This window comes from Silvibacterium bohemicum, assembly GCF_001006305.1.
Taxonomy (GTDB): domain Bacteria; phylum Acidobacteriota; class Terriglobia; order Terriglobales; family Acidobacteriaceae; genus Silvibacterium; species Silvibacterium bohemicum.
Map to the genome: position 1 here is coordinate 624531 of NZ_LBHJ01000012.1, position 19789 is coordinate 644319.

A 19789-nucleotide genomic window follows, 5' to 3' on the forward strand; every position below is an offset into this window, starting at 1 on the left:
CGGCCACTATAAAAACTAACCAAGTCATTGAAGGCAGGCGTCACAGCGTCGGATCTCTCTCCGCAAATTGTTCGTATTCCGCTGCCGGCTGTGCGGAAATGGACAGTTGGTTCCCGGTGATTCGGGGGGCCGGCGGCGTTGCTCCCTTGGGAGCCACTGCTTCATCCAAAGAGAATATTAAAAAAAGGCAGGTCGTTGGAATGAGTCAGAGAAAAGCTTTGGTGGTCGGCGCCACGGGCATTGCCGGAATCAATCTTGCGCAGCATCTTGTCAGTAAAAACTGGGAGGTCTACGGCCTGGCGCGAAATCCGCAGCCGGGAACGGGGATTCAGCCTGTCGCCGCCGATTTAACCGACAAGAATTCGGTGAAGCAGGCGCTGGCCGGGCTGGATATCACCGATGTGTTCATCTGCGCGTGGCTGCGTCAGCCAACGGAGCATGAGAATGTGCTGGTGAATGGCGGGATGGTCGAGCATCTGTTCGCTGCGCTCGAAGGCGCAAAGAATCTTTCGCACGCCGCGCTGGTGACCGGCACCAAGCACTATCTCGGGCCGTTTGAGTCCTACGGGAAGACCAGGGCCGAGACTCCCTTCCGCGAAGACCAGCCGCGCCTGCCCGGTGAAAATTTCTACTACACGCAGGAAGACATCCTGTTCGCCGCTGCGAAGCGGAGGGGCTTCACCTGGAGCGTCCACCGTGCGCACACCGTGATCGGCTACGCGCTCGGCAATGCGATGAACATGGGTGTGACGCTGGCTGTTTACGCGACCCTCTGCCGCGAGACCGGACGGCCCTTTGTCTTTCCCGGATCGCAGGAGCAGTGGGGATTTCTGACCGACGTCTGCGATGCCCGCGTGCTGGCCCGGCAACTGGAATGGGCTGCGACCACTCCGCAGGCGCACAACCAGGCATTCAACACGGTGAATGGCGACATCTTTCGCTGGCGCTGGCTGTGGCCGCAACTGGCTGCCTATTTTGGAGTGGAAGCAGCTCCTCCACCGAAGCCAAGCGCTCCCCTCGAAGAACAGATGCGCGACGCCGCACCTTTGTGGGAGAAGATCGCGGCGAAACACGGTCTCACCGAGAGCCGCATCGATAAGCTGGTCTCCTGGTGGCACACCGACGCCGATCTCGGGCGGCAGATCGAATGCGTGAATGACATGACCAAGAGCCGGCAGCTCGGCTTCATGGAATATCAGGAAACTCCGGCTTCATTCTTCCAGCTCTTCGATCGTTTAAAAGCGGAACGGATCATCCCCTAACCCGCAACTCAGATAACCACCGACTCCCGATACTCACCGAAGACCTCGCGCATGGCTGTCGCGATTTCGCCAACTGTGGCATAGCTCTCGACGGCTTCGAGGATCGCGGGCATCAGGTTTTGTCCTGACCGCGCATGTTCTTTCACACGATCGATGGCCGCTTGCCAGCAATTAGGATCGCGGCGGGTGCGCAGCGCGCGCACCCGTTCCACCTGCTGCCGCTCCAGGTTCTCGTCGATGCGCTGAATCGGAATTCCCGGCTCCTCTTCGCGGGTGAAGCGGTTGACGCCCACCACGACCGCGTCGCCGGAATCGACGGCGCGCTGGTATTCATAAGCCGCGGTTTGGATCTCCTGCTGCACCCAGCCGCGCTCGATGGCGCGCAGCATGCCGCCTCCGTTTTTTGGGCTCATGGCATCGATGCGCTCGAAGTAGGCGCGGGCCTGCTTCTCAAGATCGTTGGTGAGCGACTCGACATAATATGACCCGGCGAAGGGATCGATGGTCTGCGCTACCCCCGATTCGCTGGCGATGATCTGCTGGGTGCGCAGCGCGGTGCGCGCAGCCTCTTCGGTAGGCAGCGCCAGGGCCTCGTCGAATCCATTGGTGTGGAGCGATTGCGTGCCGCCCATCACCGCGGAGAGCGCCTGGATCGCGGTGCGGACGATGTTGTTCTCGGGCTGCTGCGCGGTCAGCGTGGAGCCGGCCGTCTGGGTGTGGAAGCGCAGCATCCATGAGCGCGGATTTTTTGCGCCGAACCTGTCGCGCATGAGGTGCGCCCAGAGCCGGCGCGCACAGCGAAACTTGGCGACTTCTTCAAAGAAATTGTTGTGCGCATTGAAAAAGAACGATAGTCGCGGCGCGAAGCGATCGATATCGAGACCCGCATCGATGGCCGCCTGAACGTAGGTCATGCCGTTGGCCAGGGTGAAGGCAATCTCCTGCGCCGCCGTCGATCCTGCCTCGCGCATATGGTATCCGGAAATGGAAATGGTGTTCCACTCGGGCGCCTCATCGTTGGCCCAGGCAAACATGTCGGTGATGATGCGCATGGCGTCGCCGATGGGATAGATATACGTTCCCCGCGCGATGTATTCCTTCAGGATGTCGTTCTGCACCGTGCCGGAGAGCTTCTTCACGTCGGCGCCGGTCCGCCGGGCCACGCCCACATACAAAGCGAGCAGGATGCTGGCTGTCGCGTTAATGGTCATCGACGTCGAAATTTTGTCGAGCGGGATGCCCTCGAAGAGCCGCTCCATGTCTTCGATGGAATCGATGGCCACGCCCACCTTGCCGACTTCGCCCAGAGCCATGGGGTCGTCGGAGTCGTAGCCGATCTGCGTAGGGAGATCGAAGGCTACCGATAACCCCGCAGTGCCGTTGGCGAGCAGGAATTTGTAGCGACGATTGCTCTCCTCGGCATCGCCCATGCCCGCATATTGCCGCATGGTCCAGAGCCGCCCGCGATACATGGTCGGCTGGATGCCGCGCGTGAACGGGAATTCGCCCGGATAGCCGAGATCGCGCTCGGCATCGAACGCATTCGCTTCGAGGTCGGAGGCGCTGTAGACATATTTTGGGTTCGAATCTGGCTTCGGCATGAACTCGGTATTGTAGCGAGTCCGGGCATGATTCGGTTCATCGGGATGCTATGCCCTCGTCGAGGGTGAAAGCTAACGCGCGCGTTCGCGCTTCAGCTTTTCCTTCCGTCTCGCATTATGGAACGAGCTGAAGGTGAAATAGAGAAAGACCAGGGTGATGGCGCAATAGACGATAAATTTCGTATGCTCCGGTCCGGCGTGCCATTCCTGGCGCAGCTTATAGGCGTTCTGGGCGAAGTAAACGCCGAAAAGACCGAAGAACAGCCCCGTAACCTCCAGCCAGAGAACGCTTCCGGCATGGGCGAACGGTCCCCAAATGGACTGGCCGAATCTCTTCCCTTCGCGCTTGGCGACGCGGGCGCGCTCGGCGTAAGCCGGGGCCTGTTGTTGCATGGATTGAGTGGTTTGCGAGGCCCGGTCGCGCAGCATTCCCGAGGCGACACGGAAGCCGACCCCGATTTTTCGGCCTACGCGGTCCGGCTCCATGAATAAAAGTGTAGCAGCCGGATTTTGATTCGGATTGCAGCCTTGCGTCATCAGAAGTAAGGTAAGAGAAATCCTGTCGAAGCGCCTTCGCATCGTGCGAGGGCGGAAATGGAGCCGATCCTTGAACCAAAAACTGCGGAAGCTGGTCCAAAAGCTGGGCGAGGCCATTCACGAGAGCGTTTCCGAATCCGAACATATTGCCGGCGTCGTACACGATATTCGCAAACAGGGATTCGATGTACTCCTGATGCTGGAAGCGACAATCGGGCTAAATGAAGTGGAACAGCAACCTGCGGCTGCGTTGGAACCATCGAACGCACAGAGTCAGGAAGGGAACGAGACCTTTACCGCGCAGGATTTGAATTTTCTGAAGTCTCTTCGCATCGCAATTGAGGGCGAGAAAACTCCGGATTAGCGCCACCTACATGCGTCATGATCCTGTGGTAGTATCCGCTCGTCCATGATTGGTAATTTTTATCTTTGATCCACAGTTGAAGACAACGGGATGAAGAGGGTGCGACCAGAGCAATGAGAGATACACTTGGCGTGTTGTTAGCAGGTGGCGCGGGCGAACGTTTATTTCCCCTTACCCGCGACCGGGCAAAGCCCGCGGTTCCATTCGGTGGAAATTACCGCATTATCGATATCACCCTTTCCAATTGCATCAATTCGGATCTGCGCCGGGTCTACATCCTCACGCAATACAAGGCGCTTTCCCTCAATCGCCACATCCGCGAGGGCTGGACCAGCGTCGTTGCTCAGGAGCTGGGCGAGTTTATCGAGATCCTGCCTCCCATGCAGCGCGTCAGCGCGAATTGGTACATGGGCACAGCGGACGCCGTTTACCAGAACATCTACTCCATCGGCTCCGAACAGCCGAAGCATGTTCTGATCCTCTCCGGCGATCACATCTACAAAATGAACTACGGCAAGATGCTCGAGCACCACAACGAGATGGGCGCCGATGTGACCCTGGCCACGCTCCCCATCGATCCGTCTGAGGTCTCGCGTTTTGGTGTAGTCGAAGTGGAGCGCAACGGCGAGGTGATCGGCTTCCAGGAGAAGCCCAAGACGACGAACCTGCGCTCGCCCTTCAATCCCAACATGGTCGATGCGTCGATGGGGATTTATCTCTTCAACACCGACGTCTTGCTGCCGGCGCTGATGCAGGATGCCGAAGATCCCAACTCCAAGCACGACTTCGGGCACAACATCCTTCCCAGCATCCTGGGCAAGTACAAGATCGTCGCCTACAACTTCGTCGATGAGAACCGGCAACACGCCCTCTACTGGCGCGATGTTGGCACACTCGAGGCCTACTACGACGCGAATATGGACATCGCCTCGGTGTCGCCGACCTTCAACTTATATGACAGCGCGTGGCCCATGCGTACCCGCGTGCGCCAATATCCGCCGGCCAAGTTTGTCTTCGGCGAGCCAGGCCGCACCGGCATGGCCATCAATTCCATCGTCTCGGCGGGCTGCATCGTTTCGGGAGCGGTGGTGCGCAACAGCGTGCTGTCGCAGGATGTGCGTGTGAATTCGTACTCCGAGGTCGACTCCAGCATCGTCTTCTCGCACGTGAACATCGGCCGTCATTGCCGCATCCGGCGGGCGATTATCGATCGCGACGTGCATCTGCCCGAGGGCACGGTCATCGGCTACGACCAGAATGAGGACAAGCGAAACTACTTCGTCACGCCCAGCGGTCTAACCGTGGTCACCCGCGACTACTCGTTGTACGAGAATCCCGTAGCTCCGGATTTCATGCAAGAGGGCTAGGGCCGCTGAAAAGCGGGTCGCTGAAGGCCGGTTGGCTTAAGTGCGGATAGCTAAGAAGCGGTTAGCGGGTTTTACTTCCTGCTAACCGCTTCTTATTTGCTGTCTCGCTGGACGTTTCATTGCTGCGGCTTTCGCATTTCTTTATCAATTCGGCTCTTAGCTAGCCGGTCCATCGCTGACCGCTTCTTAGCCACCCGCAATTTAGCTGGCCGCGTTTTATTCCCTTTCCTGTATCCTTGCGGTTTCACCAGATGAAAGCTGCGGCGGATTGACCCCACGGAACCGCCGCGGCATTAGTTGCGTATGGATCTCCATGAGCGCGGCAGGGACAATGACGTGGGAGATGGATGGGTTCCGGGTGATCCGGACGAGTCCCCGCATTCACCCGCGTCCTGTCGTCAAGCCGGCGGCACTCCAGGGCTCGGAGTTTCAACCAGTGCCGGGTCAGACGGGCAGTCGTCACACGGACAGTCATGGACGGGCTCCGCAGGGAGTTACCCGGCCTCGGGGAGCGGAACGAGCGTTGGAAGCCGATTGGCAGATAGTGGTGCAGCGTTGCCTGGACGGCGATTCCGGGGCATGGTCGGAGCTGGTGAAGTTCCACCACCGCCGCATCTACGCGCTTTGCTATCGCTTCACCGGCTCCTCGCACGATGCTGAGGATCTTACCCAGGACGTTTTCATCAAAGTGTATGGAAATCTGGCCAGCTTTGACTTAACGCGGGGAAGCTTTCAGACTTGGATTACAACCCTGGCGCGTAATCTGCTGGTCGATCACTTCCGCCGCAGCAAACAACAGCGAGTCACCGACTCCATGGACGCAGGCTGGGAAGAGACCGAAGAGCTGCCGCTCTCCGATCGCCTGGCTGCGTCAGGACCCAGCCAGCACGACCGGGCGGCGCAAAAAGAGATTGCGCGCATGGTGCAGGAGGCTTTGACGAAGATATCGCCGGAGCTGCGTGAAGCGGTGATTCTTCGCGATCTGCAGGATATGGATTACAAGGAGATCGCGCAGGTTTTGCGCATCCCCGAAGGGACCGTAAAGTCCCGCATCAGCCGCGGCCGGGCGGAACTGGCTCGACTGCTGGAACGTAATAAAGGACAGGTGGTTTAGATGGCGGAGCGCAATCCATTTGATCAGCGGAAGGAGGCTGCCTCCTCGCAACACATCTCCGGCGAAGGTCTCCGGCGTGTGCTTCGCTGCGAGGACTGGGAAGCTCTGTTGGCCGATGCGCTCGATGGGCTGCTGGCGGTGGACGACCGCGCCGTCTTCGACGGACACAGCGCGGAGTGTGCCGTCTGCGCGCTGCTGCTGGCCGAAGCCAAACAGGGGCAGGAGTGGATGGTCTTCCTGCAGGAAGAGCCGGAGATGCCGGTCGACCTGGTCGAGCGGATTCTGGGTAAGACTAGCGGCGCAGTGGCCGATCATCCCCTGGCCGTTTATGGCGCACCGATCCCTGCGGGCGGCCCGGTGGTTCTGGGCATGCCGATGCGGCGGATGGTCTGGGATACGCGTCTGATGATGACTGCGGCCATGGCCTTCTTCTCGATCGCCCTTACTTTGAATTTGGCCGGTGTACGGCTCACAGGTTTTCGGCTCGCGGCTCTCACTCCCGCGAGTCTTGAAGGCAACCTGACCCGCCAGTTCTACGGGGCCAAGAGCCAGGCGGTGCGCTATTACGATAATCTGCGCTTCGTCCTGGAGGTTGAGTCCAAATTGCGCGATATGCGCCGCGATGAAGACACCGCTCCGCCGGCGGCTCAGCCGAAAGAAGACGAAAAGCCGGTAAATCCTCCTGCGGGAAGCCACAAGACAGGCGGAAAGCTGGAGCCGATTCCGAGCGCGCCGAAACGGGATGTGATGTGGGGGCATCCAGTGCTGGCCAGTGCCCCGTATTCTGAATCGGACAAAGGCTGCGCGAGCGGGCGAATCTGCGGAAATCGAGATGAGGTAGAGACTTTGGTCCTTTTGACACAAGACCAGGCGGAGAGGAGCTTGGCATGAACTGCGCGAATCATCCTGATGCTGCGGTTGCAGCATATTGCCAGAATTGCGGAAAGGCCTTGTGCGCGGCATGCGTACGGTCCGTTTCCGGTGTGATCTATTGCGAACAGTGCCTTGCTGCGAAACTCGGAATCGGGGGTGCTCCGGCGCCCGGCAGCTATACCGTCTCCGGATCGCCGGCCAGCGGTTTTCAATACACGGTGAACCAGGGCGGCTACACCGCGACGGGCTCAACTGCGGGAGACGTGAACTTCGTCGCCAACGGCGTCATTCCGCCCTCCGGCGCGCCGAATCCCGGCACCGCCACTCTTCTCGGATTCATTCCCGGCGTCGGCGCCATGTACAACGGGCAGTTCGTCAAGGCGCTGGTGCATGTCCTGGTCTTCGTCATACTGATCGGCATCACCGACAATCACGGCATTTTCGGCATCTTTATCGCCGCCTGGGTTGCCTATCAGGTCTTCGATGCCCACCAGACGGCCAAGGCCCGCCGCGACGGCCTGCCGCTGCCCGATCCCTTCGGCCTGAACGAGCTGGGGACCAAGCTGGGCATCTCGAATTCGCCGGTCACGCCGCCCTTTACGCAGACGTACACCACGACGGCCGTGCCCCCCGTACCGCCGGCGGTTCCCGCCGCGGGCTTCAACGATCCCTATCAGCCTTACAACGCGCCGTATACGAATGTGCCTCCGGTTCCGGGAAGCATGCCGCCGTATGCAGGAAGCGTGCCGCCGGCTGGGATACCTCAGTACGGAACCCAACCTCCGGGAAATATCCCGCCTTATGGGACGGTGCCTCCCGTTGGCGCCATGCCGCCTGATGGCGATCCCTCAATGCCGCTGCGACGTCGCGAGCCGGTGGGAGCGATTGTGCTGATCGGCCTGGGAATGGTGTTTCTCTTCAATACCCTCGGCTTCTTCCGCTTCAACTGGATCGGGCACTTCTGGCCTATCTTCGTCATCGGCCTGGGTGCGTGGCTGCTGATTCGCCGAACGGGCGCAGATCTTCGTTTCGGCGCAAGAATGGGAAAGACGCATGACAACCCGCCGCCACCCCCACCGGCAGGAGGCGGACTATGAACTCCTATCTTTGGATTCATCGCATCAAGGGTCCTGCAATGCTGGTGGTCTTCGGCATCACCGCCTTGCTGGACGAATGGGACATCATCTCCTACGGCAAGAGCTGGCCGTTGTATCTGATCACATTCGGCATTCTGCAGCTCGCCGAACGCGCGGCGTGGTCCCAGGCGCAGCAGGAGCAATATGCGCAGTATTACGCCCAGGGGCAGAACCCGCCCTACGGCGCAGTTCCCGGCCAGCCGCCCGTGCCAACTCCGCCCGCCGCGCCCTCCAGCTCGCTATCGATCACCCCGTACGACAGTGAGGGGAGGTAAGCCATGGGCGCCGCGCCTCCGCCGCCGTATTCGCCTCGCGATGCCCGCCGCCAGGCCCGTGATTATGCGCGAGCCATGCGCGACCAGGCTCGTGCTCAGCGTCACTATTGGCGCTCCTGGAACGGCTACCGCCGGTCCTCCATCACCGGCCCGGTCATTCTGCTCACCGTCGGGATCATCGCTTTGCTTGTCGAGACCGGCCGCGTCAGCGGCTACGCCGTCTGGATGTGGTACGCGCGCTGGTGGCCGCTCATTCTCATCGGCGTCGGCCTGATTTCGCTGGCCGAGTACTTCTTCGACCGCAATAATCCCTACGCCGGCCGTCGCTCGGCAGGCGGCATCGTCTTTCTCATCCTCTTCTTCGCTTTCCTGGGATGGGGATCGCACTCTGCCCGCTACTGGGGTCCGTTCAGCGAGCAGTTCGGCGAGAACGGCGACGACTTTTTTTCGATGCTCGGCGAAGAGCATGACAACGACGTTCAGCTAGACCAGGCGATCCCCGCTGCGGGAACCGTGAACATCGACAATCCACGCGGCGACGTCACCGTTACGACCTCGACCGATGGCCAGATGCACGTTCGGGCGCACCAGGTGGTTCACACCAGCTCAGACGACAACGCGCGCAAGTTCTTCGATCAGGTGAAGCCTAAGATCGAGCCCTCCAGCTCCGGCGCTGTAATCTCGGTGCCGAGCAAAAACGGCGCCCGGGTCGATCTCATCATCGAGATTCCCGAGAAGTCTTTTGCGACCATCAATGCCGGTCATGGCGACGTAACGGTGGAAGGACTCAAGAACAATGTCGATGTCACCAATCATCATGGCGATGTGAAGTTCGACAACATCGGCGGTGACGTCCACGCCCGCATGGATCATGGCGATGTCTCGGCTCATCAGGTGGACGGCCACGCCTTTGTCGATGGCCACGCCGATGACGTCACCCTTTCCGAGGTCAAAGGGCAGGTCGTTCTCGATGGAGAGTTCTTCGGCGATACCCATCTCGAACAGGTAGGATCGAACGTCCACTTCCACACCAGCCGCACCGATCTCGATATGCCGAGGATGAGCGGCGACCTGACCATGGATTCAAGCGACCTGACCGCCAGCCAGATTCAGGGGCCGGTGCGCATCGTCACCCGCTCGAAGAATATTGATCTGACTCAGGTGGCGGGCGATGTGCACATCGATAACAGCGATGGCGATGTAAGCGTCGCATCGTTAGCGCCTCTGGGCAACGTGCAGATCTCCAACCGCTCCGGCAGTCTAGCGCTGACCGTTCCGGAGAGTGCGAATTTCGCGATCACCGCCAGCACCACCGAGGACGATGACCTCGAAACCGATTTTCCGCTGCAGACCTCGAACTCGGGCGACCGCAGGACGCTGCAAGGCACAGTCGGCCACGGCGGGGTGAAGCTGGAACTCACCACCTCGCACGGCAATCTGGAGCTGAAGAAGGGATCGAACGCAGTGCTGCCTTCGGCTCCCCCTGCACCTCCGTTGCCGCCAGGGTCACCGGCGCCGAAGCACCTTAAAGCGCCGAAGGGAGCGGCTCCGCAGCCGACCGCGCAGTAGCCAATCGCTGGGAGACGATGTCTTCGATCCTGGCTAGAACCTCATCCAGCGTGAGGCCGGTGGAGTCGATTACCACCGCATCCGGAGCGGCGCGCAGAGGCGACTCGGCGCGATTCCTGTCCCGCTCGTCCCGCTCGCGCAGTTCCCTCGAAATGGCCTCCGGAGTGACCACCGCCGCGCTTCCCGCTTGCTCGTAGCGGCGCTGGCTGCGTGCCTCGGGCGAGGCATCGAGGAAGAACTTCAGGTCGGCGTCGGGAAAGACCACGGTGCCGATGTCGCGCCCTTCCATCACCACGCCGCCCTTGCGCCCCATCTCCCGCTGCAGATCTACCATCCAGGCGCGGATCGCCGGGTGCACGCTGACGCGCGAGGCGGCCTGGGTCACCTCCGCGTTGCGAATCTCGCCGGTGACGTCGATTCCGTCGAGCAGAACACGATTGCCTGCCGGTGTCGGTTCCAGCGTGATCGAAGTCGTGGCTGCCAGCGCCTGCAGCGCGGCGGCATCGTCCTGGCCGATGCCGTTGCGCTGCGCTTTCAAGGCGAAGGCGCGATACATCGCGCCGGTCTCGAGATTCAGCAGGCCGAAATGAGCGGCAAGATGCTTGGCGACTGTGCTCTTGCCGGCGCCCGCAGGCCCGTCGATCGCAATAATGGGGGCAATGGTCGGACGCCGTTCACTCATTCCGCGCTCTTGCTACCTTCGTCCTTTCGCTTTCTGAAGGGCGGTTTCGCACCGCCGGGCTTCCGTGCTCCAAAGCCGCCGAACTTTTTCGCAGCCCCAAACTTCTTGGGTGCCCCGAACTTCTTGGCTCCCCCGAAGCTCTTCCCGCCGGCCGCTGGTCTGCCGCCGAACTTCTTTCCCGCGCCAAACGATCCACCGCCGGCCGGCTTGCTCTTGCCGAATGCCGAACGCGGCGACCTCGGCCGTTCAGATGCGTCACCCGCCGGCTTGAAGCTTCTTGCGCCGGCTGGTTTGTCTTTCCACGCTCCACCGCTACGGGCCCCACCTGCTTGTGGGCGTCCAGCGCTGGGTCGCGATGATCCAAAAGACGGACGCGCAGAAGAGCGAGGGCGAGATTCGCCACCCGAGCCTTCCTCTGGCCGCTTGCGGAAGAAGGGCCGTTTGCCGCCTTCAGCGTCTCTGCCCTTTGCGCCTGCGCCAAACTTACTTCCGCCGAACTTGGGCCTGTCGGTTCTCGGTCTATCGGTCCGGGGTCTATCAGTCCGGGGTCGGTCTGTTCCGGGTCTGTCTGTTCCGGCTCCGCCAGATCTGGGCCTATCGGTGCGAGGCCTGTCAGAACTGGGTCTGTCAGTGCGGGGTCTGTCGCTACGGGCTCCGCCGAAGGTGCGGCCGGCCGGCTTCGAGCCGCCAAACTTTGCAGCGCCGGATTTCGGCCTGCCCGGCCCGTCAAACTTTCTTGGTCCGTCGAACTTCTTGGATCCGGCGAATTTGCTCTTGCCAGCAAACCCACTTGATGGCCGGCTAGCGCCTGCCTCACGGGGACGGAAGCTGGATGGACGGTCGTCCGAGTCCTCGCGGCGCGGACGGGTTGGCAGTTCGAAATCTTCTACGGGCCGGCGCTCCCCATCTCCTGCCGGTCGCGGCGTCCAGGGGCGATCTTCGCGGCCGCCGAACTTGCCGCCTGCCGGCTTCCCGCCAAACTTCTTGGGCGGAAACTTTCCGCCGCTGCTGCGGCCTGCGCCGCCTGCTCCCGCACCCGCACGAAAGCTGGGACGCCCGGTGCCTGAAGTACGGCCGGTGCGTGGGGCGCGATCCGATCCCGGACCACGGCTGAGACCACGGCTGGTGCCGAGTCCGCGCTCTGTCCGTGCCGGACGCTCGCCGTCCGAAGGTCTCGCATCGCGAGAAGCGGCATCCCGGGGTCTTGCCGTTTTATCGAACGGCTTCTTGCCAAAGCCGGTGCTCCTTCCGAAGGACTTACCATCCCCCTCGGATTTGCGCTGCCAAGGCTTCCGCTCGCCATCGGGCTTGCGGGGGCCGCGCGCGGCGGGACGATCTGAAGTCTTTCGCTCGCCTGTCGTTCGTTCGCCGGTTTTTCGTTCGTAGGGCTTGCGCTCAAAAGGCTTGCGCTCGAAGGTGCGCGGAGCTCGATCCGCCTGGCGGGGCCTGAAGGCGGGCTTGGAGTCGTCGGCTGCTCCTTCGGCAGGTGCTTTCTCGGCTGCTTCAGGTTCGGCAAACTCCGGCAGCGTGCCGGCGATGTGGAACATCGGCTGAGCTCCGACGGACACCATGGAAAGCTGCCGCGTAGCGGCCAATCCGTTCACCGTCTCGCGAACCCGCGAGCGGGAGGTGAGCGGCGAGAGGAAGGTTTCGATGTCTTCGCTGCTGGCTGCTACGACCGACTCGAGATAAAGCGAGACCAGGGCCGAGAGAGCGGTCGTCTGCGACATCTTGCCGCCGGCGTTGAGCTGATCCTTGAACCGCAGCTGGGTGAGGCTCCAGCGGGTAGGTGTATCGCCTGCAAATTCGGGCATCACGCGCAGATTGCTCCACAACTCCATGAGGCCGCGCAGCGCTGCGGCTTCGGTCAGCTCGCGTCCCAGCGTGGATTGAATCTCGACGGCGGTGAGAGTGCCCTCTTTTTCGAGGAGATTCCAGATTCCGAGAACCAGCGGCGAGGTCTTGCCGCCCGGCTCGGTCTTCCAGTCGCGGGTTCCGCGCAGGCTGAAAATATAAGGAAACGCTTCGGTGGTGGCCAGGAAATCAGGCGTCTCTGAAGGAGTTCCAAAAAGATTGAGTGGGATGATCGCCGCTTCGGAAACCAGCCGCCGCATCAGGTCCCCGGCGTTGTCAATGGCTTCGCGCGAAGGCGCTTCGGCTGGCGCGCCGGAGCAGGCCTCAACGAACGATGGCGCGGGGGCCAGCAGCTGCTGGCGGCGCGGAAGAAAGAGGCAGAGTCCTGCGGCATCGAGCCACGCTCGTGCGTCGTCTGCGGTCAAAAGTGGATTGGCGATCTGGCGCCAGCGCTCGGCGCGCGTCGCTTGTAGCTGCTCGGATGTCAAAGAGACCCTTCTGTGATCGAACGGGAACAAAGTTAAATACGGTGAAACGCCCGCTGGATGTCTCTCCAAGAATACCGTAACGCGATGGGCCGGCCGTGCGGACAGCTGGTGGGATGCTCGGTTTGGGCCAGTTCGGCCAGCAGCCACTCCATGCGCTGGGTATCGAGCGGCATGTTGACTTTGATCGCGGAGTGGCAGGCGATGGAGGCGGCAATGCGCGTGCGCAGGGTGCCCATATTCTCCGATTGCACCGGATTTCCAGCCTGCTCCAGCACCTCCGTTAACATTCTTTCGAGCCGCTTGCCCTCGAGACCCACCGGCGCGGCCTTGACCGCAATAGTGTGCGGCCCGAAGGGTTCAACCTCGAAGCCGTTGCGCTCCAGCTCCGCTGAAATAGTGGCGAAGAGCACCATCTGGTGCGGCTGCAGGTCGATCAGCAGCGGCATCAGCAGCCGCTGACGCTCCACACGTTCGACCTCCCGCTCACGCAGGATCTTTTCGAAGAGCACCCGCTCGTGCGCGACATGCTGATCGATGATCCACAATCCTTCGTCGTTCATGGCCAGAATGAACGACTCGCGCAGCTGCCCCAGCGGTTTGAGGGACGCCAGCGAATTGAGGTTGGAGACTGGCTCCCCGTCCTCGGGAAAATCCACAACTTCGCAATCGTGCGCAGGAGGCTTCGCTGCGAAAGCTGTTCCATTGACCTGCGGCGGAGCAATCGAAAACGGCAGCTTGACCTCTTCTGGAGGAAGCGAGGGCTGCACGAGTTCAAACGACGCGGTCTCGGCTCGCGCCTCGTCGATTGCCGTCGGAAGCGGCGAGCTTCCCGGAATCGGAGAGACAGACGGCAGCAGCGAGGGCGACGCGTGCGGGTTCGCCGTAATTGCAGCCAGAAAGCCGGCAGCCGGGCGGCTTTTGATCAACGTGTTGCGAATGCTGTCACGGACAAAGTCGTGTACCGCGGATTGCTGACGGAAGCGGACTTCTGTCTTCGCCGGATGCACGTTGACGTCGACCTCGTGCGGCGGCATCTCCAGAAAGATGAGGACAACCGGAAAAGATGTCGGCGGAATCACGTTGCGGTAGGCCTCGCTCACCGCATGCAGGATCAGGCGGTCGCGGATCAGCCGCTGGTTGACGAAGACGTAGATCGAATTGCGATTCAGCTTTTGCAGCTCAGGCTTAGAGATGAAGCCACTCATGCGCAGAAATCCCGGATCGGGCGGGCTGTAGTCCTCGTCGCGCTTCCACGGCGGCGGCTCGGGCAATCCGGCGCGGTCGAAGGGCCGCTCAGCGGCCATGGGAATGAGCTGATCGAGCGTGTCCTGGCCGAAGATCTGAAAGATGCGCTCGGCGGGCCTTTGCACCGGCGGAGCGATCAGCAGTGCGTGAGTCGCGGAGTGTAGCTCGAAGTGCTTCTCCGGGTGTGCCAGCGCATAATGCGTAACCAGCGCAGTTACATGAGACAATTCGGTGGTTTCGGCCTTGAGAAACTTGCGCCGGGCCGGTGTATTGAAGAACAGATCGCGCACGGCGAGGGTGGTTCCAGCCGGCAGGCCGGCGTCTTCTACGCGATAGATCTTTCCGCCAACAATTTCGATGCGTGTGCCGCTCTCTTCTCCAGCGGCGCGCGTCTCCAGTTCCACGCGGGCGATGGAAGCGATCGACGGTAAAGCCTCGCCGCGGAAGCCCAGGGTCGCAATCGAGAGCAGATCGTCGCTTGAGCGGATCTTCGAAGTGGCGTGCCGCTCGAAGGCCAGCAGTGCGTCGTCGCGCACCATGCCGATACCGTTATCAATAATGCGGATCAGCTTGCGGCCGCCTGCCTCAACTTCCACGCGGATGCGGGTTGCGCCCGCGTCGAGCGCGTTCTCCAGCAGCTCCTTCACCACCGACGCAGGGCGGTCGACCACCTCGCCGGCAGCAATCTGATTCGCTACCTGGTCTGTGAGAATGCGTATGCGACCCATAAATTCCTATCGTCGGTCTTGACCAGTGTTTTACAGCACTCGCCCGCCGATCCTGGGGCGAGAGCGCCATGTCTTGAACAAACTGAAGAAGGCTGGAGTCTTATTTCACCACCACCGATAACTTGTTCGAGCTAATAGGTGGCCCTCCGGGAATATCGAACTTTAATTGCACGATATAAGTGCCCGGGATATTCATCTCATAGAGCTCACCGACATCGATCGATTCCTTTACGGACTGACCCGGTTCCATGGTGTCCGAAATGCATATCGTTGAGTGCGATGGGGACGTGCTTTGAGCTGTTTTACGGGCTGCCCCCTTTGCGGTGTCTCTCGCAACTGTGCCGTCAGGCCCGTATACGCTGACCTTGAGCATCGAAACACCTGAACATGGAAAATGCACGATCTGCGTCGAAGTCAGAGTAGCTTCAATCTTCTTCTCGTTATTATTTTCGCTGTGAACTGCGCGAAGCGTAATCGCGAGCGGACTTGTCTGCGCATATAAACCGGACGCCAAGAGCGAAAGCGATATTGCAGCCAGCATCTTCAGCGTCCGATCAGGCATTCAGGTCTTACACCCTTCCCCGGAAACATACCCGCAAGAAATCCGCACTACTTGCTGACGACTTCTTCCACCACCGCAGCTTCAGCAGTCTCATTCAGGCGGTCGCCGAGCACATGCAGGCGGAGGAAGTTTGTCGACCCGGATTTGGTGCGGGTGCCGGCGACAATTCCGATGATGTCCTGCGCGTGGGCGTGTCCGCCCTCTTCGAGCAGGCGCTCGGCCATGTCCACCATCTCTTCGGCGGTGTTGGCCTTGGTGCAGCGCACCGGCTGCACTCCCCACAGGAGGTTCAACCGGTGGATGACCGCGTCGACGCTGGATAGCGCGTAGATGGGCGGGTTTGGGCGATACTTCGAAAGCTGGCGCGCCGTCGTGCCGGTTTCTGTGAAGACGGCGATGGCCTTGATGTCCAGATCCTGCGCCGCGTGAGCCATCGATTCGCAGATGGTTTCCGCGACCGAGAGATGCATCCGGCTCGGCCGACCATTATGGGCCGGCGAGGCATCGTGAATATTCGATTCGGTTTCGACGACGATCTTGGCCATCATCTTGACCGCCTCGATGGGATATTTTCCGGCTGCGCTCTCTGCGGAGAGCATAACCGCGTCGGTGCCGTCATAAATGGCGTTGGCGACGTCGCTGGCTTCGGCGCGCGTCGGCCGTGGATTTTCGATCATCGATTCCAGCATTTGCGTGGCCGTGATGACTGGCTTGCGGTACTCTGCGGCGCGGCGAATCATCAATTTCTGAATGGCGGGAACCTTCTCGGGAGGCATCTCCACGCCGAGATCGCCACGGGCAACCATGATACCGTCGGTGATTTCCAGAATCGCATCCAGATGCTCGATGGCCTGCGGCTTTTCGAGCTTCGCGATCACCCAGGTATCCGATCCCAGAGAGGCGATCCGCTCTTTCACCAGCCGCACATCGTCGGCGGTGCGCACGAAGGAGACGGCGATAGCATCGACGCCATTCTTGATGGCGAATTCCAGGTCTTCTTCATCTTTTTCAGTGAGCGAAGGCACGCGAACCGGGATGCCGGGAAGATTGATGCCCTTGTTTTCTCCCAAGATGCCGCCATTTACGACCTGGCACTCCACGTCGTCGCCGGTAACGGCAATCACACTCAGCTCGATAAGGCCATCGGAGAGGAGAATGCGGGCCCCGGCTTCCAGATTTTCCGCCAGCGTGCGAAAGGTTGTGGAAATAACCGAGCTGTTGCCGGGAACATCGCGGGGAGTGATGGTGAGGTTCTGGCCTGCTTCCAACTGCACCGGCTTACGGTTTTCCAGGCGGCCTGTCCGGATCTTGGGACCCTGCAAGTCACCCAAAATACAGATGTAACGGTTCTCTTCGCGTGCCACTTTGCGAACCATCTGGATCAGCGCAAGCTTCTCGGGATGGGTGCCGTGCGAGAAGTTAAGGCGCGCAACGTCCAGTCCCGCGCGGACGAGTCCGCGGAAAGTAGCCTCGGTGTTCGAGGCCGGACCTAAAGTTCCAACGATTTTGGCGCGGCGCATTCTTTCTCCTGACACAAAATTCAAACCAGCAAGCGTAGCGTTCATCCATCCCCCGACAGCTATTTCCAGATGTTTTCCTGGCACTGAAAACTCTTACATTCTACCTCTGGCAATCGTTTTCGGGAGAATCGGCCCGCCTCAGGAGCCGACTGAAATGGTATGTTCATCTGGCGCAAGCTGCGGCCGCGGAACGATGGGGAAAATCTGCGCATTGAATTCCGCGCCGATCAGGATGCTGAAGCAGACCATATAGAGCCACACCAGCGTGGCGACACCGGCCCCCAGCGAGCCATAGACGACGCTGTAATCCGCGTAGCGGGTCAGGTACCAGCCGTAAATTAATGTGGCCAGGAACCAGGTCGCGGTAGCCAGGGTTGCCCCGGGCACGACCTGCCTCCAGGGGCGTTTGCGCGGCGTCCCAAAGTGATAGATGACGCCCAGAACCACGACGCTGGTGAGCATGGCAATGCCCCAGCGGAGGATTCGTCCGGCAAGCACCACGTAAAAGCGCAACTCGTGATCGGTATTGTCGATCATCCACCCTTCGATCACATGACCGAACGCCACCAGACCGGTGGCGAAAATCATGGGCACCAGGGTGCCAGGCACCAGCGCCAGGGCTACCACGCGCTCCCGCCAGAAGCCCCACTCGCCGCGCGGCAGCAGGTAGGCCCTGCGGAAGCCTTCCATCAGGGACAACATGACCCCCATGGACGCGCCGATGGTAATCAGGGACGAGGTCCAGATGAGGTGCACCGAGCGGGCGTGATTGCTCTGAAAATAGGCCTGCACCAGGGACATGGTGTCGGGCGGCAGAAGCTCCGAGAAGCCGGCCCGCAGCTCGCCGCGAAAAGTGTCCGTCTCCGGGCTTAAAGCGAGCAGCGTCGTAACCACCAGGAGCGCGGGGAACAGGCTGAGGATGGCGGAGTAGGCGGCCGCCTTGGCATTCGTGAACGTGCTGTGCGAGAAGGCGCTCCAGGTGGCTCGGCGAATGTTTAGGATGAGGCTTTTCAGCATGCCGTGAACACCACAGATGACAGGCTTCCGATCAACGCTTGGGCTTCCACTGGTTAAGAAACGCGTTGACCACGCCCGGAGTAACCAACCCCATCTTCTCGAACTCCCTGTTCCTCTGAACCATGAGAACCTTGCCGCGGGCGTCGAGAACCATCAACAGCGGCACGCCGTGCTTCCACGGGATGTCATATTTGGCGATGATGTCGGCGTTCTTGTCATAGTGGCCGATATCGACATGGACCATGACGAAGTTGCTTTCCAGGAGAGATAGATTGGGTTGCTGGTGAAAATAGATATCCAGCACATGGCAATCGCCGCACCAGTTGCCGCCGAAGTCGACGATGACGCGTTTGTGCTCACGCGCGGCGGTGCGCAGCGCCTGGGTGATATCGGCATGCGCATCGGCCGTATCCGAGTAGATGTTGGGGATCTGGGAGAACGCAGAGGCGCCCGTCAGAATGAGAACCGCAGCAAGGGACATCAGACAGTTTTTCAGCAGGCGCACTCAAGCTCTCCAGTACTGCACGTCAATATTAAGCCTTAAGGATGCCATAGCCGTTAGCGGCAACCGGCTGTGGGTTCATCGAGATCGAAGAACGGCTCAAGTTTGTAATGAGCTGCGGAAAAAGCAGCTTCGAGGGTATATCGATTACTCCACCGGAGTGGGGTTGGGCGCGGTGAAGGACGAACAGCACGGTTTCTCCACCGGCGCGTATTCCATCAGCTCCAGCCGTGTCTCATCCGGATCGAAGAGGTTGTACTGCCACTTGCCGTCCTTGCCGAGTTGCGGGCCGACATGCTCGTTGCTCAACCGGCCTTCGGAATCGAGCGTGGTGACAGCCTTCTCCATATTGACCACGCCGATGGAGAGATGATTCAGCACGCCGAGCTGCTTCTGCGAAACGTCTCGAATTCCGCCTCCGGATGGACCGCTCGTGAGCATGTATTCTAGCCAATCGTGGCCATTCGGAACCTGCTGCGAGACCCAATCGACCTTGTCCGGCTGCATGCCGCCGAACCAATAGGGTTTGAAACCGAGCAGGCCGCGGTAAAACGGGTCTTCGACGGCGCGGCTGCGCACCAGCATGCCCACATGAATAATGTGCTTTCCGACGGGATTGGCACCGGTCATGGCAATTTTGTGCGCCGCAGGTTGAGTGAACTCGACCTTGTTTCCCTCCGGATCTTTTACAACGAACCATCGGCTGCCGTCGGAGGCTTTTTCCACCTTTTCAGGGACCGTAGTTCCTTTGGCGCCGAGATAGGCGCGAAGCGCTTCCGCATCTGTCGTCGTGTAGGCCAGATGATCGAGGCGGGAATTACCTGCGTTCGCAGGCAGCGGCAAAACTTCTACGAATTGATCGGGGTTTACGTAGTAGCGAACGCCGTTGGAATTTTCAGGATCGGGACCTTTCTTCAGGCCGATGTCATGCACATAATAATGCTCCGCCGCCGAGGAATTGCCGGTGTAAACGGAGATGTGGGAGATGCCGGTAATCGGCGGTTGCGACGAAGAAGAGCTTTGGGCCGGGCAAAGTACGGCGAGCGATGGCAACAGCAGGAGAGCGAAAAAGCGCTTCATAGAAAACCCTCAG

Annotated in this window: 17 protein-coding genes and 1 pseudogene; 8 read left to right on the top strand and 10 right to left on the bottom strand. The window is 60.5% G+C overall.

From position 1 onward, the window contains the following. Nucleotides 1–200 precede the first annotated feature (200 nt). A complete protein-coding gene (locus tag XX99_RS18870) occupies nt 201–1262 on the top strand; it encodes an SDR family oxidoreductase (RefSeq protein ID WP_050060915.1) in 1062 nt (353 codons plus the stop codon). Nucleotides 1263–1270: 8 nt separating this feature from the next. On the opposite strand, the gene XX99_RS18875 is transcribed toward XX99_RS18870, so the two are convergent. Continuing rightward, complete coding sequence (locus XX99_RS18875; RefSeq protein WP_050060916.1) at nt 1271–2863, bottom strand: acyl-CoA mutase large subunit family protein; 1593 nt, start codon at nt 2861–2863, stop codon at nt 1271–1273. A 72-nt stretch (nt 2864–2935) separates the two neighbouring features. Continuing rightward, entirely contained in the window at nt 2936–3349 is a 414-nt protein-coding gene (locus XX99_RS18880) for a hypothetical protein (RefSeq protein ID WP_156186073.1), read from the bottom strand. A 121-nt stretch (nt 3350–3470) separates the two neighbouring features. On the opposite strand from XX99_RS18880, the gene XX99_RS18885 reads away from it, so the two are divergent. The 7 genes and pseudogenes from XX99_RS18885 to XX99_RS18915 all read left to right on the top strand — a co-directional run bounded on the left by XX99_RS18885 (nt 3471) and on the right by XX99_RS18915 (nt 10098). Then, nucleotides 3471–3764, top strand: coding sequence for a hypothetical protein (locus XX99_RS18885; protein WP_050060918.1), 294 nt, complete (start codon nt 3471–3473; stop codon nt 3762–3764). Between the two features lie 107 nt (nt 3765–3871). Further along, nucleotides 3872–5131: pseudogene (gene glgC, locus XX99_RS18890) on the top strand (glucose-1-phosphate adenylyltransferase); the annotation flags it as partial. A 313-nt stretch (nt 5132–5444) separates the two neighbouring features. Further along, nucleotides 5445–6245 carry an RNA polymerase sigma factor gene (locus tag XX99_RS18895; RefSeq protein WP_231581491.1) on the top strand — a complete coding sequence of 267 codons (801 nt, stop codon included), beginning with the start codon at nt 5445–5447 and terminating at the stop codon, nt 6243–6245. Further along, nucleotides 6246–7136 (top strand): hypothetical protein, encoded by an 891-nt coding sequence (locus XX99_RS18900; RefSeq protein WP_050060920.1) that lies wholly within the window; start codon nt 6246–6248, stop codon nt 7134–7136. Beyond that, the gene (locus XX99_RS18905) at nt 7133–8215 is read left to right on the top strand and encodes a LiaI-LiaF-like domain-containing protein (RefSeq protein ID WP_050060921.1); all 1083 of its coding nucleotides are present in this window, start codon (nt 7133–7135) and stop codon (nt 8213–8215) included. The genes XX99_RS18900 and XX99_RS18905 overlap by 4 nt, the downstream gene beginning before the upstream one ends. Beyond that, the gene (locus tag XX99_RS18910) at nt 8212–8529 is read left to right on the top strand and encodes a hypothetical protein (protein ID WP_050060922.1); all 318 of its coding nucleotides are present in this window, start codon (nt 8212–8214) and stop codon (nt 8527–8529) included. Before XX99_RS18905 ends, XX99_RS18910 begins: the two co-directional genes overlap by 4 nt. A 3-nt stretch (nt 8530–8532) precedes the next feature. Next, a complete protein-coding gene (locus XX99_RS18915; protein WP_050060923.1) occupies nt 8533–10098 on the top strand; it encodes a DUF4097 family beta strand repeat-containing protein in 1566 nt (521 codons plus the stop codon). Here the strand turns inward: XX99_RS18915 and cmk are convergent. The 8 genes from cmk to XX99_RS18955 all read right to left on the bottom strand — a co-directional run bounded on the left by cmk (nt 10055) and on the right by XX99_RS18955 (nt 19776). Continuing rightward, entirely contained in the window at nt 10055–10780 is a 726-nt protein-coding gene (gene cmk, locus XX99_RS18920; protein WP_050060924.1) for a (d)CMP kinase, read from the bottom strand. The two genes, XX99_RS18915 and cmk, sit on opposite strands and share 44 nt — an antisense overlap. Continuing rightward, nucleotides 10777–13122: a hypothetical protein gene (locus tag XX99_RS18925; protein WP_156186074.1), complete on the bottom strand. Its 2346-nt coding sequence runs from the start codon at nt 13120–13122 to the stop codon at nt 10777–10779. Before XX99_RS18925 ends, cmk begins: the two co-directional genes overlap by 4 nt. Before the next feature lie 32 nt (nt 13123–13154). Further along, nucleotides 13155–15095 (bottom strand): DNA mismatch repair endonuclease MutL, encoded by a 1941-nt coding sequence (mutL, locus tag XX99_RS18930; protein ID WP_050060926.1) that lies wholly within the window; start codon nt 15093–15095, stop codon nt 13155–13157. A 100-nt stretch (nt 15096–15195) separates the two neighbouring features. Next, nucleotides 15196–15636 carry a hypothetical protein gene (locus XX99_RS18935; protein WP_231581492.1) on the bottom strand — a complete coding sequence of 147 codons (441 nt, stop codon included), beginning with the start codon at nt 15634–15636 and terminating at the stop codon, nt 15196–15198. A gap of 68 nt (nt 15637–15704) precedes the next feature. Next, entirely contained in the window at nt 15705–17177 is a 1473-nt protein-coding gene (pyk, locus tag XX99_RS18940) for a pyruvate kinase (RefSeq protein ID WP_231581493.1), read from the bottom strand. 138 nt (nt 17178–17315) lie between these two features. Next, nucleotides 17316–18194: a YihY/virulence factor BrkB family protein gene (locus XX99_RS18945; RefSeq protein ID WP_050060929.1), complete on the bottom strand. Its 879-nt coding sequence runs from the start codon at nt 18192–18194 to the stop codon at nt 17316–17318. Between the two features lie 31 nt (nt 18195–18225). Continuing rightward, a complete protein-coding gene (locus XX99_RS18950) occupies nt 18226–18699 on the bottom strand; it encodes a thioredoxin family protein (RefSeq protein WP_231581495.1) in 474 nt (157 codons plus the stop codon). A gap of 144 nt (nt 18700–18843) precedes the next feature. Next, the gene (locus XX99_RS18955) at nt 18844–19776 is read right to left on the bottom strand and encodes a VOC family protein (RefSeq protein ID WP_050060931.1); all 933 of its coding nucleotides are present in this window, start codon (nt 19774–19776) and stop codon (nt 18844–18846) included. Nucleotides 19777–19789: the final 13 nt, after the last annotated feature.